Annotated in this window: 9 protein-coding genes; 5 read left to right on the top strand and 4 right to left on the bottom strand. The window is 69.2% G+C overall.

The genetic code is table 11. The features are described 5' to 3' along the window. Positions 1-81: 81 nt before the first annotated feature. From SAVERM_RS05930 to SAVERM_RS05920, 3 genes are all read right to left on the bottom strand, one after another. Entirely contained in the window at positions 82-2,445 is a 2,364-nt protein-coding gene (locus SAVERM_RS05930) for a SpoIIE family protein phosphatase (protein WP_042492768.1), read from the bottom strand. Between the two features lie 229 nt (positions 2,446-2,674). After that, complete coding sequence (locus tag SAVERM_RS05925; RefSeq protein WP_010982523.1) at positions 2,675-6,949, bottom strand: HAMP domain-containing protein; 4,275 nt, start codon at positions 6,947-6,949, stop codon at positions 2,675-2,677. A gap of 376 nt (positions 6,950-7,325) precedes the next feature. Next, positions 7,326-7,910, bottom strand: a complete 585-nt coding sequence (locus SAVERM_RS05920) for a DUF1990 family protein (protein ID WP_010982522.1) — start codon at positions 7,908-7,910, stop codon at positions 7,326-7,328. Between the two features lie 378 nt (positions 7,911-8,288). Between SAVERM_RS05920 and SAVERM_RS05910 the strand changes: the two genes are divergently transcribed. Further along, positions 8,289-8,936: a DUF4360 domain-containing protein gene (locus SAVERM_RS05910; RefSeq protein WP_010982521.1), complete on the top strand. Its 648-nt coding sequence runs from the start codon at positions 8,289-8,291 to the stop codon at positions 8,934-8,936. A gap of 88 nt (positions 8,937-9,024) precedes the next feature. Here SAVERM_RS05910 and SAVERM_RS05905 read toward each other — a convergent pair whose 3' ends face one another. After that, positions 9,025-11,157, bottom strand: a complete 2,133-nt coding sequence (locus SAVERM_RS05905) for an alpha-galactosidase (protein ID WP_010982520.1) — start codon at positions 11,155-11,157, stop codon at positions 9,025-9,027. Between the two features lie 179 nt (positions 11,158-11,336). On the opposite strand from SAVERM_RS05905, the gene SAVERM_RS05900 reads away from it, so the two are divergent. From SAVERM_RS05900 to SAVERM_RS05885, 4 genes are read left to right on the top strand one after another with little or no spacing between them, the layout of a single operon-like run. After that, positions 11,337-12,515, top strand: a complete 1,179-nt coding sequence (locus SAVERM_RS05900; protein WP_010982519.1) for an ROK family transcriptional regulator — start codon at positions 11,337-11,339, stop codon at positions 12,513-12,515. Between the two features lie 18 nt (positions 12,516-12,533). Beyond that, positions 12,534-13,877, top strand: coding sequence for an ABC transporter substrate-binding protein (locus SAVERM_RS05895; protein ID WP_010982518.1), 1,344 nt, complete (start codon positions 12,534-12,536; stop codon positions 13,875-13,877). Between the two features lie 26 nt (positions 13,878-13,903). Continuing rightward, complete coding sequence (locus SAVERM_RS05890; RefSeq protein WP_010982517.1) at positions 13,904-14,857, top strand: carbohydrate ABC transporter permease; 954 nt, start codon at positions 13,904-13,906, stop codon at positions 14,855-14,857. Beyond that, on the top strand, positions 14,854-15,780 hold the full coding sequence (locus SAVERM_RS05885) for a carbohydrate ABC transporter permease (protein WP_037650244.1): 927 nt from the start codon (positions 14,854-14,856) through the stop codon (positions 15,778-15,780). Before SAVERM_RS05890 ends, SAVERM_RS05885 begins: the two co-directional genes overlap by 4 nt. Positions 15,781-15,784: the final 4 nt, after the last annotated feature.

Raw genomic sequence — 15,784 nt, 5'->3', positions numbered from 1 at the left:
CTTCTCGATCTTCACGCCACAAACACACGGCCAGGCCGGACGCGCCCAGGAGGGCACCTCGGACCGGTGCGCGCCGACGGGTCACGACACGCGGATGCCCACGATGCATGTGTCGTCGTCCGTGTCCGACCTGCTGTAGGTGAGCAGCCGGTCCAGCTGATGGGACAGGCTCGGCGTCTGTGCCCGGGCGGTGATGAGCAGCTGGGCCAGCGCCTCTTCCACGGACACGTCGCGCCGCTCGATCAGGCCGTCGGTGTACATCAGCAGGGTGTCGCCGGGCTCCAGGGACACTTCCTCCTCCTCGTACGTGGCCTCCGCCACCGCACCGAGCAGCATCCCTCGTACGAGAGGCAGCGGGGTGGCCTCCGGGCCGCGGACCACGACGGGCGGGAGGTGACCCGCCCGCGCCCAGCGCAGGACGCGGCGGGACGGATCGTACAGACCGCACACGGCCGTGGCCGTCACCGCTCCGGTCAGATGGTGGGCGACGATGTTGAGCCAGGACAGCAGTTGGGCCGGCCCTGCGCCGGTCACCGCGAGGCCACGCAGCGCGTTGCGCAGGACGACCATGCTCGTCGCGGCCTCGATTCCGTGGCCGGCGACGTCGCCGACGCACAGGAGCACCAGCTTGGAGGGCAGGACGACGGCGTCGTACCAGTCGCCTCCGACCAGTTGATCGGTCTCGGCGGGCCGGTACCGGACCGCGAGCTGGAGCTGTGGGATCTCCAGCGGCGCCTGGGTCGGGGGCATGATGGCGTGCTGCAGCTGGAGAGCCAGCCGATTGCGCTCGGCGGCCTGCTGCTCGGTGTGCGCGAGCTGGTCGCGGGTGACGGCGAGGGCCACCTCGGTCCAGTGCTGTGCGGAGATGTCCTGGTAGGCGCCGCGGACGGCGAGCAGCCGCTTGTCCGCGTCCAGGACAGGCTCCGCCACCACCCGCATGTGCCGGGTCACGCCGTCCGGGCGCTGGAGCCGGAAGGCCGCCGAGGCGGGGCGGCGGTGGTGCACTATGGTCCGCAGGAATCGGCCGATGGCCACGGTGTCGTCCGGATGGGCATGGGCCGCCAGCTCCTGCACAGGCACCGGAGAGCTGTACGTGGGCCGCCCGAAGAGCGCGTACAACTGGCTGTTCCAGGTGATCTCGTCGGTGAGCAGGTTCTCCTCGAAGCCGCCGATACGTCCCAGCCGCTGGGCGTTCTGCAGGAGGCTGGCAAGGCGTGCGGCCTCGTTCTCGAGGCGCCAGATGAGGATGAGGCTGCTGCCGTGCCGACTGACGTGAATGTCGGCGACGGCGGACAGCGGTACCTGCTCCACCAGCGCCGTGAGCGTCATCCGCTGGGCGCGGAACGGCTCCCCGGTGGCGTACACCCGCTCGATCTGCTCGAAGAGTTCGCTGTCCCCGGCGGCCATGGGATAGGCCTCCAGGAACAGCGCACCGTTCACGGCGCTGCGCGGGCGTCCCGCCGGGTCGAGGAAACGCCCGTTGACGTAGTCGATGCGGAAGTCGACCAGGTACCCGTTGTCATCGGCGTGCGGTACGAGGACCAGAGCCGGATCGTGCAGTCCTTCGGCCAGGTGCACCAGTTCCGAGGAGGCCGCCAGGGCGCGCGGCTCTCCGACCGGGGAGGGACCGGCCAACGGGGTCTGCGTCTCGAGGGTGTGGGCGCACAGCTCGGCCAGGGCTTCGACCTGCCGCACGATCTGCGGGGGCTGCGGTGCCAGGGGAGCGGGCCAGCTGATCTCCAGCACACCGTGGATACGACCGCCGGTGCCGGCGGGGACGGCGACCCTGCCGCCGTCCGGGAATTCACTGCGGCCGATGGACGGAACATCCGCCTCGGTCAGCGAGGGGAACCACTGCGTACCGCGCTCGGTGAGCGCCTGCCTGGCGACGGTCGCCACGCCCGGCGGGATGTAGCACCAGCGGGCGGACTCGGCCCTGGAGAATCCCGCGCTGCCCGCGAGCGTGAGGGAGCCGTCGGCCCGTGCCGCCCATACGGCCACGGCGCTCGCGCCGAGCGGAGCCAGCGCGTGCTGGAGCAGGGAGTCGGCGACGGACTGCGCGTCGTCCGCCGCCAGGGCGCCGCTCTCTGCCGCACGCAACCGGACGGCCGTGGACGAACGGTCCCGGGCGTCGGCACGCTCGGGAAGAGCGGCCGAGTCGGCGACGAGCTCCGTGGCGATCTCCGAGAGCCGGTCGCGGGCCGCCTGATTGATGACGTCGACCGCGAGTTCGAGCGGTGGCACGCCGGCCCGCTCGGCCAGGGCCGTCAGATGCCGGGCGGCCTCCGTCGGACCGAAGCCGAGGCGCTCGATCAGGATTCCCTTCGCGAGTTCGAGGAGAGCGCGTCCGTCCGCGGCGGCCTGGGCCGCCCAGACCTCGCGCCGCAGCCGCTCGACGGTCGTCGCGAGCCGGCCGGCGACGGACTGCGCCTCGGCACTCGCCACCCCGTCCGCCGTTGCGCTCGGCTCGGAAGGTGACGTGCTCTGGTGGGGCAACTCGACAAAGGCCGGCGGGCGAGTGGGGGAGCCGAACGGCTCCTCGCCCCGGGCGGGTTCACCGGGCTGGTGGGGAGTGGTCACTGTGCTGGTGCTCCTCGGCTGGCAGGCAGAACACGCCGGGCTGGGGAAGACGCACGGCCTCCGGAGGTGCGGGTGGTCCGGAGGCCGTGCTGCTTCAGGCGGACAGCCAGCGTCGGACGCAGGCGATGAGGTCGTTCGCGTCGACCGGCTTGGTGACGTAGTCACTGGCTCCGGACTGCAGGGCCTTCTCCCGGTCGCCGGGCATCGCCTTCGCGGTGACGGCGACGACCGGAAGGTCGGTGTACTGGGACATGCTCCGGATTTCCGTGGTCGCCGCGTAGCCGTCCATCTCGGGCATCATCACGTCCATCAGCACCAGGCAGATCTCGGGATGAGCGAGCAGGGTGTCGACGCCCTTCCTGCCGTTCTCCGCGTGCAGCACCTTGAATCCGTGGAGTTCCAGGATCCCGCTGAGCGCGAAGAGGTTGCGGGCGTCGTCGTCGACGACGAGGACGGTCCGGCCGGTGAAGGTGCCGTCCACCACCAGCGTCTGCTCCGGCTGGGGCTTCTCCGGGCGGACGAGGGGCAGCACGTCCCCGGGTTCCTCGGCCGACAGATGCAGGGCGATCCGTTCCCGCAGCTCGTCGAGGCTGGAGAAGATCTCCAGCGAGCGGGCCGCGGAACGGGACCGCAGTGCCGGATCCAGCGTCACGTCGGCGCGTTGTCCGTTGTGGACCAGGACGGGTACGGAGGCCAGCGCGGGGTCCCCGTCCAGGGCGTCGAGGAACCGTGAGGCCTCACCGCCCGACATGCCGAGTTCGAGGACCACGCAGTGGCACGGTTCCGCCGCCAGGGCGCCGGCCGCCTCCTGGGCGTCCACCGTGGTGGTGACGTCGATGACTTCACGCGGATCGCCGCCGTGGTGTCCTCTCGTCAGGTTGGCCACGGTGCTCTCCGCGACGAGGGTCAGCAGACCCCGGGGCCGCTCCTCGACGACCAGGATCCGGCGCCTGCGGTGCGTGGGCCCGCCGGCACCGGTGAGGGCTTGGGACCCCCGGGGGTGGTCGGCCGCACCGTCCCCCTGGCTCGCCTCACCGGGCTGGGCTCCCTGGGCGAGCTCCTCGAAGTCGGCGCGGGCGACCGGCAGATAGAGAGTGAACGTGCTGCCCTGTCCGGGTGTGCTGTCCACGGTGACCGCACCACCGAGCAGATGGGCGATCTCGCGGGTGATGGACAGTCCGAGTCCGGTTCCGCCGTACTTGCGGCTCGTGGTCCCGTCCGCCTGCTGGAACGCTCCGAAGATCGTCTCCAACTGCTGCTCGGGAATGCCGATTCCGGTGTCCTTGACGTGGAAGGCCACGACGGCGCCACCGCGGTGGACGGCGGCAGGGATGTTCTGGTCGACGGCCGGCTCGATGTGCAGTCCGACGCCGCCGCGTTCGGTGAACTTGACGGCGTTCGAGAGCAGATTGCGCAGCACCTGCCGCAGCCGGGAATCGTCGGTGAGCAGGTCCACGGGGACGCCCGGGGCGGTGCTCATGGTGAATTCGAGGCTCTTCTGGCTCGTCATCGGCCGGAACGTCGCTTCTACATAGTCGAGCAGACGGCGCAGGGCGACGCGTTCGGGAGAGATGTCCATCTTGCCGGCCTCGACCTTCGACAGGTCGAGGATGTCGTTGATCAGCTGCAGCAGGTCGGAACCCGCCGAGTGGATGATCCCCGCGTACTCGACCTGCTTCGGAGTGAGGTTGTGGGACGGGTTCTGTGCCAGCAACTGGGCGAGGATCAGCAGGCTGTTGAGGGGAGTACGCAGTTCGTGGCTCATGTTGGCCAGGAACTCCGACTTGTACTTCGAGGCGAGCGACAGCTGCTGTGCCCGTGCCTCCAGCTCCTGGCGGGCCTGTTCGATCTGCAGGTTCTTCGCCTCGATGTCGCGGTTCTGAGTGGCCAGCAGCGTGGCCTTCTCCTCCAGCTCGGCGTTGGAGCGCTGCAGTTCGTCCTGCTGTACCTGCAACTCCTCGGACCTGGACTGAAGTTCGGCCGTCAGCCGCTGGGACTCGCCGAGCAGCTCGTCCGTACGGCCATTGGCGACGATGGTGTTGACGTTGACCCCGATGGTCTCCATCAACTGTCCCAGGAAGTCCTCGTGGATCTGGGTGAAGCGGGTGACCGAGGCCAGTTCGATGACGCCCAGTACCTGTTCGTCGACCACGATGGGCAGGACCTTCAGCGCGGTCGGCGAGATCTGCCCGAGACCGGAGGAGATGGTCACATAGGCGGGCGGCAGGTCGTCGACGGTGATGGGACGCCGATTGCGCGCGGCCTGGCCGACCAGGGAGCGCCCGAGCGGGATGCGGTCGGGACGCTGTGTGTCGTCGGGATAGCCGTAGGAGCCGATCAGTCGCAGCTGGGTGCCCCGGCCGGTCTCCTCCGCGAGATAGAAGGCGCCGTACTGGGCGGAGACCAGCGGCGTCAGCTCCTCCATGATGAGCTCGGCCACGACCGCGAGGTCACGGTGCCCCTGCATGAGGCCCGAGATGCGCGCCAGGTTGGACTTCAGCCAGTCCTGCTCCTGGTTGGCCCGGGTGGTCTCGCGCAGGGAGCCGACCATCGAGTTGATGTTGTCCTTGAGTTCGGCCACCTCCCCGGAGGCGTCGACGGTGATCGAGCGGGTGAGGTCGCCCTCGGCGACGGCACTGGCCACCTCGGCGATGGCCCTGACCTGGCGGGTCAGGTTGCCCGCCAGTTCGTTGACGTTCTCGGTGAGCCGCTTCCAGGTACCGGAGACGCCCTCCACCTCGGCCTGGCCGCCGAGCCTGCCCTCGCTGCCGACCTCGCGGGCGACGCGGGTGACCTCGGCCGCGAACGAGGAGAGCTGGTCCACCATCGTGTTGATGGTGGTCTTGAGTTCCAGGATCTCGCCGCGGGCGTCGACGTCGATCTTCTTCGACAGGTCACCGTTGGCGACGGCGGTCGTCACCAGGGCGATGTTGCGCACCTGACCGGTCAGGTTGTTCGCCATCGAGTTGACGTTGTCGGTGAGGTCCTTCCAGGTGCCCGCCACGTTCGGCACGTGCGCCTGGCCGCCCAGCCGTCCCTCGGTGCCGACCTCGCGGGCGACGCGGGTGACCTCGTCGGCGAACGCGGACAGGGTGTCGACCATGGTGTTGATGACGTCGGCGAGCGCGGCGACCTCGCCCTTGGCCTCGACCGTGATCTTCTGCGACAGGTCACCGCGGGCCACGGCGGTGGCGACCTGGGCGATCGAACGGACCTGACCCGTGAGGTTGGACGCCATGACGTTGACGTTGTCGGTGAGGTCCTTCCAGGTACCGGAGACGCCGCGTACGGTCGCCTGGCCGCCCAGGTTGCCGGCGGTGCCGACTTCCCGGGCGACGCGGGTGACTTCGTCGGCGAAGGCGGAGAGCTGGTCGACCATCGTGTTGATGGTGTCCTTGAGCTCCAGGATCTCGCCGCGGGCGTCCACGGTGATCTTCTGGGAGAGGTCGCCCTTGGCCACGGCGGTGGCGACCTGGGCGATGGAGCGGACCTGGGCGGTCAGGTTGCCCGCCATGAAGTTCACCGAATCGGTGAGATCACGCCAGGTGCCCCGGACGTCCTTCACATCGGCCTGCCCGCCGAGACGTCCGTCGGTGCCGACTTCCCGGGCGACGCGGGTGACTTCGTCGGCGAAGGCGGAGAGCTGGTCGACCATCGTGTTGATGGTGTTCTTCAGTTCCAGGATCTCGCCGCGGGCGTCCACGGTGATCTTCTGGGAGAGGTCGCCCTTGGCCACGGCGGTGGTCACCTGGGCGACGTTACGGACCTGCGCGGTCAGGTTGCCCGCCATCAGGTTGACGGAATCGGTGAGGTCGCGCCACACGCCTCCGACGCCGGGGACCTGGGCCTGCCCGCCCAGGCGCCCTTCACTGCCGACTTCGCGCGCGACGCGGGTGACCTCGTCGGCGAAGGCGGAGAGCTGGTCGACCATCGTGTTGACGGTCTCCTTCAGCTCCAGGATCTCGCCGCGCGCCGGTACGTCGATCTTCTGCGAGAGGTCGCCCTTGGCCACCGCGGTCGCCACCTGCGCGATGTCGCGCACCTGCGTGGTGAGATTGCCCGCCATGGCGTTCACGGAGTCGGTCAGATCGGCCCAGGTGCCGGAGACTCCCGGCACCTCCGCCTGCCCGCCCAGAGTGCCCTCGGTGCCCACCTCGCGGGCCACGCGTGTCACTTCCGACGTGAACACGGACAACTGGTCGATCATGCCGTTGAAGACGGTGGCGATCTCGCCCAGCAGCCCGTCGGTGTCGTCGGGCAGCCGGGTACCGAAGTCCCCGTCCCGTACCGCGGTCAGTCCGGCGAGCAGCTGACGCAACTCCTGATCACCCGGTGTGCGGCTCTCGGCCTCGGCTGTCTTGCTGTTCATGCCCACCCTCGTCCCTCGTCCCGCTCCCCAAGAGCTCCTGTGAAAGGCCTGAAAACCACGCCGGAGCACGGACGATCACCCCACTTCTATCGCCCGCGGATCCCCGGCGGATCACCGAACCGCATCAAGAGAAATACGCGGCAGATTAACTCACCTGGGAGCTTTCAAACAAAGTGCGGGGAGGAAGGCCCGGCGAGGTACCTCACAAAGATGGGCTGCTTTTTCCAGGAATGAGATCCGAAAAGAAGGGTACGGACTCGAATTTCGGTCACGTGGGCGGTTCGATGCCGATCGGTTCCGATCAGAACCGACACGGAGATTGCCCCCTCGCCGGCCCGGTCCGGACGCGGATTCCGGCCAGACCGGGTATGTGCCGTCAGCGGGGTGCGACGGCGCGAAGGGAGCGCAGGTAACGGCGGCGGTAGAAGCGCTGCGCCACGAGGAGCAACGGGAACAGTGCGCGCCATGGGCCGCTCGGCGCGGGGCGGGTCAGGGACCGGAGAGTCAGCGCGACCGCGCCGTCGGGAGTCCGGTGGACGACGAAGGCCTCCTCGCCCGAGACGGGGTGGCCGGGCAGGGTGCCGTAGGCGAAGCCGCATCGCTCGGGCGTGACGACCACGGCGACGACCCGGACGGGTTCGTGCACGGCGAGCGGCCCGATGGCTGCGGTGATCCGGTATTCGGCACCCTCGGTGACCCGCTCGCCCGCGCCGGACCGGGGCGTGACGCGAAAGCCGCTGCGCCGCTTGATGCCCCAGTGGAGGACCGCGTCCGCTGCCGCGCGCCAGTGGGCGTCGCCGTGTCCGATGACGACGGTCCGGTCGTAGCGGCGGTACCCCTCGCCGTCCGCGTGCCAGGACTCGTCGCCGGGGCAGGTGGCTCCGGCCGGTCCATAGCTGAGGGCCTCGGCCGGTGGCGGGCCGGGCGCCCGGGGGAGATCCGAGGGGCTGTGCGGGGGCATGAGGCTCCTGTCGCAACGGGCGGTCACTGGCTGAAAGCCTAAGGAGCCGCGTCGCGGCCCTGCTGGTGGGGCAGGTGGGCATGCGCTTTTGGTATTGGCTGGAGTTCGCCCTGTCTGCGGCGCGCCGGGATACGTACGATGCGATCGCTCCCGGCCTCCACAGATCCTTCACAGGTAGGGAGTGCATGTCGGCCTGTTTTGGCATGCGCATGAAGCACGGTGCAGGGCAGTACGGCACAGCACGTCTCGGTATCTGATCCAACGCATGTGGTCTGCGACGGCTCTTCGCTCACGCGGCGGGCCGCACCCCCCTATTCACGGCGGCCCGCACATCCGTGTGCGGGCCGCCGGAACGCCAACGCAACGGATGGGAGAACCATGGCTGGTGGGCTGCTCCTGAGCGGCGCGATCGCCGCCCTCTTCACCACCGCACTTCCCGTAGGGGACCCGTCGGGCGGGTTCACCGACCCGCCCCCGGACAAGATCGTCATCAAGGTCGCCACCGTGAACGGCTCCGGCTGCCCCGCCGGGACCGCCGCGGTCGCGGTCTCGCCGGACAACACGGCCTTCACCGTGACGTACAGCAACTACCTGGCCCAGGTCGGAGGCAACGCCGACCCCACCGCGTTCCGCAAGAACTGCCAGCTCAACCTGCTCGTCCACGTCCCGCAGGGCTTCACGTACGCCGTCGCGAGCGCGGACTACCGAGGCTTCGCCGCCCTTCAGCGCGGCGCCACCAGCACGGAGAAGGCCTCGTACTACTTCCAGGGCTCGTCGAACACGGCTTCCATCACGCACCCCTTCAGCGGCCCGTACAACGACAACTGGCAGGCCACGGACACCACGGACTGGGCCCAACTGGTCTGGGCCCCCTGCGGTGTTCAGCGCAACTTCAACATCAACACCGAGCTCCGCGTCAACGCCGGCACCTCCACTCCCGGCAGTTCGAGCTTCATGACGATGGACTCGACCGACGGTGACATCAGCACGATCTACCACCTGGCCTGGAAGGAGTGCCCGAAGTAGTTCGGCCCGCACCACTGCCCGTGTCCCTTCACCGGCTCTGCCGCATCGGAGCTGGGGGAGGGGCACGGACCGCGTCGAGAGACGGTGCTCAGACCGCCTCCGGCTCCCGTACGAGATGCATCGCCACGCTGGACCAGTCGCCGGCCGGCAGGTCGAGGCGCAGGCCGTAGTCGCCCAGGACGGAGGCATGGTGCACGGTGCCGGTGCGGCTGTCGCGGTACCGGGCCGCCGGAGTCAGTGCCCTCAGCCGTACCGGCAGGTCGGCGTCGCCGGGACGCGGGACGCCGCGCCAGGCGAGCACCAGTGACTCCGAGCCGTCCGCCGAGGTGTACTGCACGACCGCGGGCGACTGGCCGGAAGGCGGCGACAGCCGATCGAGCCTGCCGTGCTGCACGAGATGGCGCACCTTCTTGTACTCGGTGACCAGCGCGGCCCCTTCCCGCAGTTCCTCCTCCGACCAGCGCGCCAGATCCCCGCCGATGCCCAGCGCCCCCGCCATCGCGGCGTGGAAGCGGAACCGCAGCGGGAGCCCACGGCCGGTGAACTGGTTGGGCGCGTCGGTCACCCAGCACCCCATGGTGCGCGCGGGATAGATCTGGCTGAATCCGTGCTGGATCCACAGCCGGTCGGCGGCATCGGTGTTGTCCGAGGCCCATGTCTGGTCCGTACGCCCCAGGATCCCGAGGTCGATCCGGCCGCCGCCCCCGCTGCACGACTCGATCCGCAGCCCCGGGTGGTCCGCGCGGAGACGGTCGATCACCCCGTAGAGATGGCGCACGTACTGCGTGCCGAGCCGGTCCGCGCCGTCCTGCTGCCCCGGCCAGCCGGCTTCGCTGAAGGCGCGGTTCATGTCCCACTTGAGGAAGTCGATCCGGTGGGCGCCGACGAGTTCGGTCAGCCAGCCGTACGCCCAGTCGGCGACGTCGCGGCGGGCGAAGTTGAGGACGAGCTGGTTGCGCAGCTCCGAGCGGGAGCGGTCGGGCAGGTGCAGTACCCAGTCCGGGTGCGCCCGGTACAGGTCGCTGTCCGGGTTGACCATTTCGGGCTCCACCCACAGCCCGAAGCGCATCCCCAGTTCGCGCACCCTGTCGGCCAGCGGGCCCAGTCCGTCGGGGAAGCGGTCGGGAGCGGGAGTCCAGTCACCGAGCCCGGCCCGGTCGCTGCGGCGCCCGCCGAACCAGCCGTCGTCGACGACGTACAACTCGACGCCGAGGGCGGCGGCCCGTTCCGCGAGCGCCTTCTGGCCGACCTCGTCGACATCGAAGCCCGTGGCCTCCCACGAGTTGTAGAGCACCGGCACCGGTTCGTCCGGGTGGGGCAGCACATGGGCCAGCGTGTACGCGTGCCAGGCACGACTGGCCGCGCCGAAGCCGTCGGCGGTGAACAGGCCGGCGAACGCGGGAGCGGTGAACTCCTCGCCCGGAGTCAGCGGTACGCCCGTGCCGTCGTGCCCGACGCCTCCGGTGAAGCCGGTCCGCCCGTCCGGGGTGCGCTGTGTGGTGATGCGCCAGCTCCCGCTCCAGGCGAGCGCCGCGCTCCAGACCCGGCCGTGGTCCTCCGTGGCCTCACCGGAGTCGACCATCAGCCAGGGGTTCGTGTGATGGCTGGTGATGCCGCGACGGCTGGTCAGCACGGTCTCGCCGTACGGCAGTCGGTCGCGGCGCAGCCGGCTCTCGGCGGACCACTGCCCGGTGACATGGCTGAGCCGGTAGTCCGCCAGCGGGGGAAGGGTCCAGGCGGCCGAGTCGGCGCGCAGCAGGGTCACGGGCTCGTCCCCGCCGTTGCGCACGACCGTCCACCGTTCGATGACGTCGGTGTCGGCGCGCACCCGGTAATGCAGCGCCACCTGCAAGGGGTAGCGGCGGTCGCGGAAGAACAGGACCAGCTCGTGCGCGCCGTCGGCGCTCTCGTGCACCCGGTGGCCGGTGGGCTGCCATTCGAAGGCGCGGCTCCCGTCCGCGAAGCGCACCTGAAGCGACGGCGGCCCGTAGCGGACCCCGCCGTCGACGGGGAGTTCCTCTCCCACACTCGGTCTGCCCTCGAAGCTGCTGGCAGCGGGTGGCTCGGGGACGGCGAGTTCCTCGGCCGCCGCGAGCGTCAGCCTCGGTCCCCACGCGAGATGGCAGGGGGCACCCGACGCGTCGATCCGTAGTGCGTACGACGTGTGCGGGGTGGTCAGCAGCCAGACCCCGCTGTGCGGGGCGAAGGAGATCAGCGACATGGATCCTCACGTTCCGGTGATGCCATGAGACGGACGGAAGTCAATCGGGACCTTGGATCAGCTGTCAACATCCCAACCAAGTCTCGTATTTGAAGGTAGCAAGTGCCACACAGGAGGTCCTCAAGAGAATCTTGCTTCTTTCATTGACAGCAGAAAATAAGGGTCATAGGTTCCCGGCCATGCGCTCGACCTCTCGCACCGAGGCGTTCCCGGCCCACACGCCGGCCGCCGCCCAGATCTTCACCACCGTGCTGTCCCACGGCCCGCTCACGCGGTCGGAGATAGCGGGGCGGACCCGGCTGTCGGCGGCGGCGGTCACCAAGGCGGTCCGGCCTCTCATCGAGGCCGGCTATCTGGTGGAGGACGCGGACGACGACGCGCGGCAGCCGTCGCTAGGGCGGCCCGCCAACCCGGTGCAGGTCGACGGAGGGCGGGCGCTGTTCATCGGAGTGAAGGTGACGGGCGACGAACTCATCGCCGTACTCACCGATCTGTGCTGCCGCATCCGGGTCGCCCGGCATCTGCCCCTGACGTCGCGCGACCCCGGGGCGGTGCTCGCCTCCATCACGGCCCTCGTACAGGAACTGCTGACGGAGGCGGACGGCTTCGGCGTCGCGGTCCACGGGCTCGGCATCGCGGTGTCGGGTGACGTCGACCGGGCCGCCGGCGTCGTGCGCTACTCGCCCTTTCTGGAGTGGAGCGATGTCCCCCTGGCCGAACTGGCCTCGCTGGCCACGGGGTTGCCGGTCACCGTCGACAACGACGTACGGGCACTGACGGTCGCCGAGCAGTGGTTCGGCGCCGGGGTGGGCCTGTCCGACTTCGCGGTGGTGACCGTCGGCGCCGGCATCGGCTGCGGTCTCGTCGTCCACGGCCATGTGGTGTCCGGGGCGCACGGAGTGGCCGGCGAGATCGGCCATGTGGCCATCGACCCGGCCGGCCCGCCGTGCCACTGCGGCAACCGCGGATGCGTCGAGGCGATCGCCGCCGACTCGGCGATCGTCGGCAGGATCCGCGAGGTGACCGGCATCGAGGTCGCCGACACCGCGGAGGCCGTGGACCTCGCGCACGCCGGAAACCCCGGAGCCCGCGAGGTGTACGCCCGAGCGGGGGACGCGATCGGCCGCGGCATCGCCACGGTCGCCAACCTCCTGGGTCCCGAACGCGTGATCATCTCGGGCGAGGGCCTGGCCGCCTACGACCTGTTCGCCGAGCAGATCCGCGAGGCGTTCGCCGCGGCGGCCTTCGGGTCGGCCGCCCGGTGCGACCTACAGACCCGCCCGCTGCCCTTCGAGGAGTGGGCGCGCGGGGCGGCGGCCACCGCGATTCAGTCCTTCATCAGATCAGACACGTACTGACATGCACGAGGAGCAGCGATGACGCAGCAGAGCCGCAACCCCCTGGCTGCGCGGGGACCCGGCCGTCCCCCGACGGCCGGGGTGACTCCCGGCCGCCGCTCGGTGGTCGGCGGGGTGTTCGGCCTCGGCGCGGCAGTACTGGGCGCGCCCCTTCTGACCGCGTGCGGCGGGGGAGCGGGGGCCGATCCGAAGACGGTCACCTTCGGTTCCAACGGCGCGGACGCCACTCCCAAGTCCGCCTACGCCGCGGTGACCAAGGCGTTCACCAAGGACAGCGGTCTGACGGTGAAGACGAACACCGTGGACCACGACACCTTCCAGAAAAGCATCTCCACCTATCTGCAGGGCACCCCGGACGACGTCTTCACCTGGTTCGCCGGCTACCGCATGCAGTACTTCGCAAAGAAGAAGCTGTGCAGCCCGCTCGACGAGGTGTGGGACAAGATAGGCGCCGGTTTCAGCGACGCCACCAAGCAGCTCTCGCGTGGCGAGGACGGCAAGTACTACTTCGTGCCGCTGTACAACTACCCGTGGGCCGTTTTCTATCGCAAGAGCGTGTTCAAGGAGCGCGGCTACCAAATCCCGCAGAAGTGGAGCGAGTTCATCGCGCTCGCGAAGCAGATGAAGAAGGACGGGCTCTCCCCGATCGCCTCCGGATACGGCGGCGGCGACAGCTGGAGCATTCTCGGCGCCTTCGACTACGTCAACATGCGGACCAACGGCTACGACTTCCACATGTCCCTGATGCGCGGCAAGGTCTCCTGGACCGACAAGCGTGCCGTCGCCACGCTCGATCACTGGCGTGAACTGGCCCCGCACTACCAGCAGGGAGCCGGTGGCCGCTCCTGGCAGGACGCCGCCCAGTCGCTGCTCGACAAGAAGTCCGGCATGGCCGTCATCGGACTGTTCCTCGGCCAGCAGATCACCGACGAGAAAATCCGCAGCGACATCGACTTCTTCCCCTTCCCCGAGATCGACGCCACCCACGGCCAGGATGCCGTCGAGGCCCCCACCGACGGCTTCATGCTCAGCCGGCGGCCCAAGAACGAGGACGGCGCCAAGAAGTTCCTGGAGTTCCTCGGCGGGGCCCGCACCGAGGAGGTGTACATGGGCGTCGACCCGAGCAACCTCGCCGTCAACGAGGAGGCCGACACCGGCTCGTACAACGCGCTGCAGAAGAAGTCCGCCGACCTCATCGCCTCCGCCAAGCACATCAGCCAGTTCGCGGACCGTGACAGCGACCCGGGCTTCATCTCCACCGTCGTGCTCCCCGGCCTGACCCAGTGGCTCGGCCACCCCGACGACGGCGCAGGGACGCTGAAGAAGATCGAGTCCCAGCGCTCGCGTTTCTTCACCGCCTGACCAGGGCCGGAAAGGTCTCCCGCACCGTGTCCTCCGCGCCCTCCGTGTCCTCCGCGCCCGCGTCTCCCGCACCGCGAAAGGCCCGCCCCCGCCGCCTCGGCCCCGGCGACCGGATCTTTCTGACCGTCATCATCGGCATCCCGCTCGCGGCCCTGCTCTTCTTCGTCTGGCTGCCCGCACTGGCCTCCCTGTGGCTGTCCTTCACCACCTGGGACGGCATCGACCTGGTCGACATCCACTGGGTCGGCCTGGACAACTACCAGGAGATCTTCACCAACTACCCGCCGTTCTGGCCGGCGGTGCGGCACAACGTGGCCTGGCTGCTGTTCACGGCCCTGCTGCCCACCCCGTTCGGCATCTTCCTCGCCTACCAGCTCGACCGGAAGATCCGCTTCACGAGGGTCTACCAGACCGCGATCTTCCTGCCGATGGTGCTCTCCCTGGCCGTGGTGGGCTTCATCTGGGAGATCATCTACAACCCCGACACCGGGCTCCTCAACGGCCTCCTGAACGCGGCCGGTTCGGGCCACCACATCGACTGGCTCGGCAACCCCGACCTCAACCTGTGGGCCGTCCTGGTCGCCTCCGGCTGGCGGCACACCGGCTACATCATGATTCTCTACCTGGCCGGCCTGAAGGGCTTCGACCCGGCGCTCAAGGAAGCCGCCGCGCTCGACGGGGCCAACGGACGGCAGACCTTCCTGCGGGTGGTCTTCCCGGCCCTGAGACCGGTCAACGTCATCATCCTGGTCATCACGGTCATGGAGTCCCTGCGGTCCTTCGACGTCGTCTACGTCCTCGGCGGCGGAATCGGAAGCAAGCCGGGCATGGAGCTCCTGTCCCTCCTCATCACCGACAACATCCTCGGCGAGTCCAGTCACATCGGTTACGGTTCCGCCCTCGCGGTCGTCCTGCTCGTGGTCTCCCTTGCCGCCATCGGGACGTTCCTCGTCCAGAACTTCCGCAAGGAGGACCAGTGACCACGACCGTGCCGCGCCCGGCCTCCCGCCCGCGGACCCGGCGCGAGCCGCAGCAGCCGAAGACCTCATCGAGGCCGCGGCGCCAGACAGGCCGTCATCTGATGCTGGGCGGCATCGCCCTGCTGTGGCTCGTCCCGCTGCTGTGGGCGATGTACACGTCGCTGCGGCCCTACTCGGACACCGCGAAGCACGGCTATCTCTCCTGGCCCCACAGCCTCGGCTTCGACAACTTCACGGACGCCTGGGACCAGTCCGGGATGCCGCACTTCTTCTGGAACTCCGTCCTCATCACGGTCCCGTCGGTGCTGTTCACCCTGCTGTTCTCGTCGGCGGTCGCCTTCTTCGTCTCCCGCTTCGACTTCCGCTGGAACATCGTTCTGCTGATGCTGTTCACCGCGGGCAATCTCCTGCCCGCGCAGGTCCTCGTCACCCCGCTGTACCGGCTCTACCTCCTCGTCCCGCTGCCGCAGTGGATGAGCGACTCGCTCCTTCTCTACAACTCGGCCTGGGGCATCATCGCCATCCACATCGCCTACCAGTCCGGGTTCTGCACCTTCCTGCTCAGCAACTACATGAAGACGATCCCGAAGGAGATCTCCGAGGCGGCGCTCGTGGACGGCGCCCCCGTGTGGCGGCAGTTCTTCCAGATCATCCTGCCGCTGTGCCGCCCGGCGTTCGCGGCCCTGGCGACGCTCGAATCGATCTGGATCTACAACGACTTCTTCTGGCCGCTCGCGCTGATCGAGACCGGCGACAAGCGCCCCGTCACCTCCGCCCTGGCGAACCTCCAGGGTGCGTACTTCACCAATCCCAACCTCATCGCGGCCGGTGCTCTGATGACCGCGATCCCCACACTGCTGGTGTACTTCGCGCTCCAGCGCCAATTCATCAGCGGACTCACCATCGGTTCGGGCAAGGGCTGAGCCG

The organism is Streptomyces avermitilis MA-4680 = NBRC 14893 (genome assembly GCF_000009765.2).
In the GTDB taxonomy this organism is placed as follows: Bacteria; Actinomycetota; Actinomycetes; order Streptomycetales; family Streptomycetaceae; genus Streptomyces; species Streptomyces avermitilis.
This window is presented reverse-complemented; position numbering and strand designations above follow the sequence as displayed.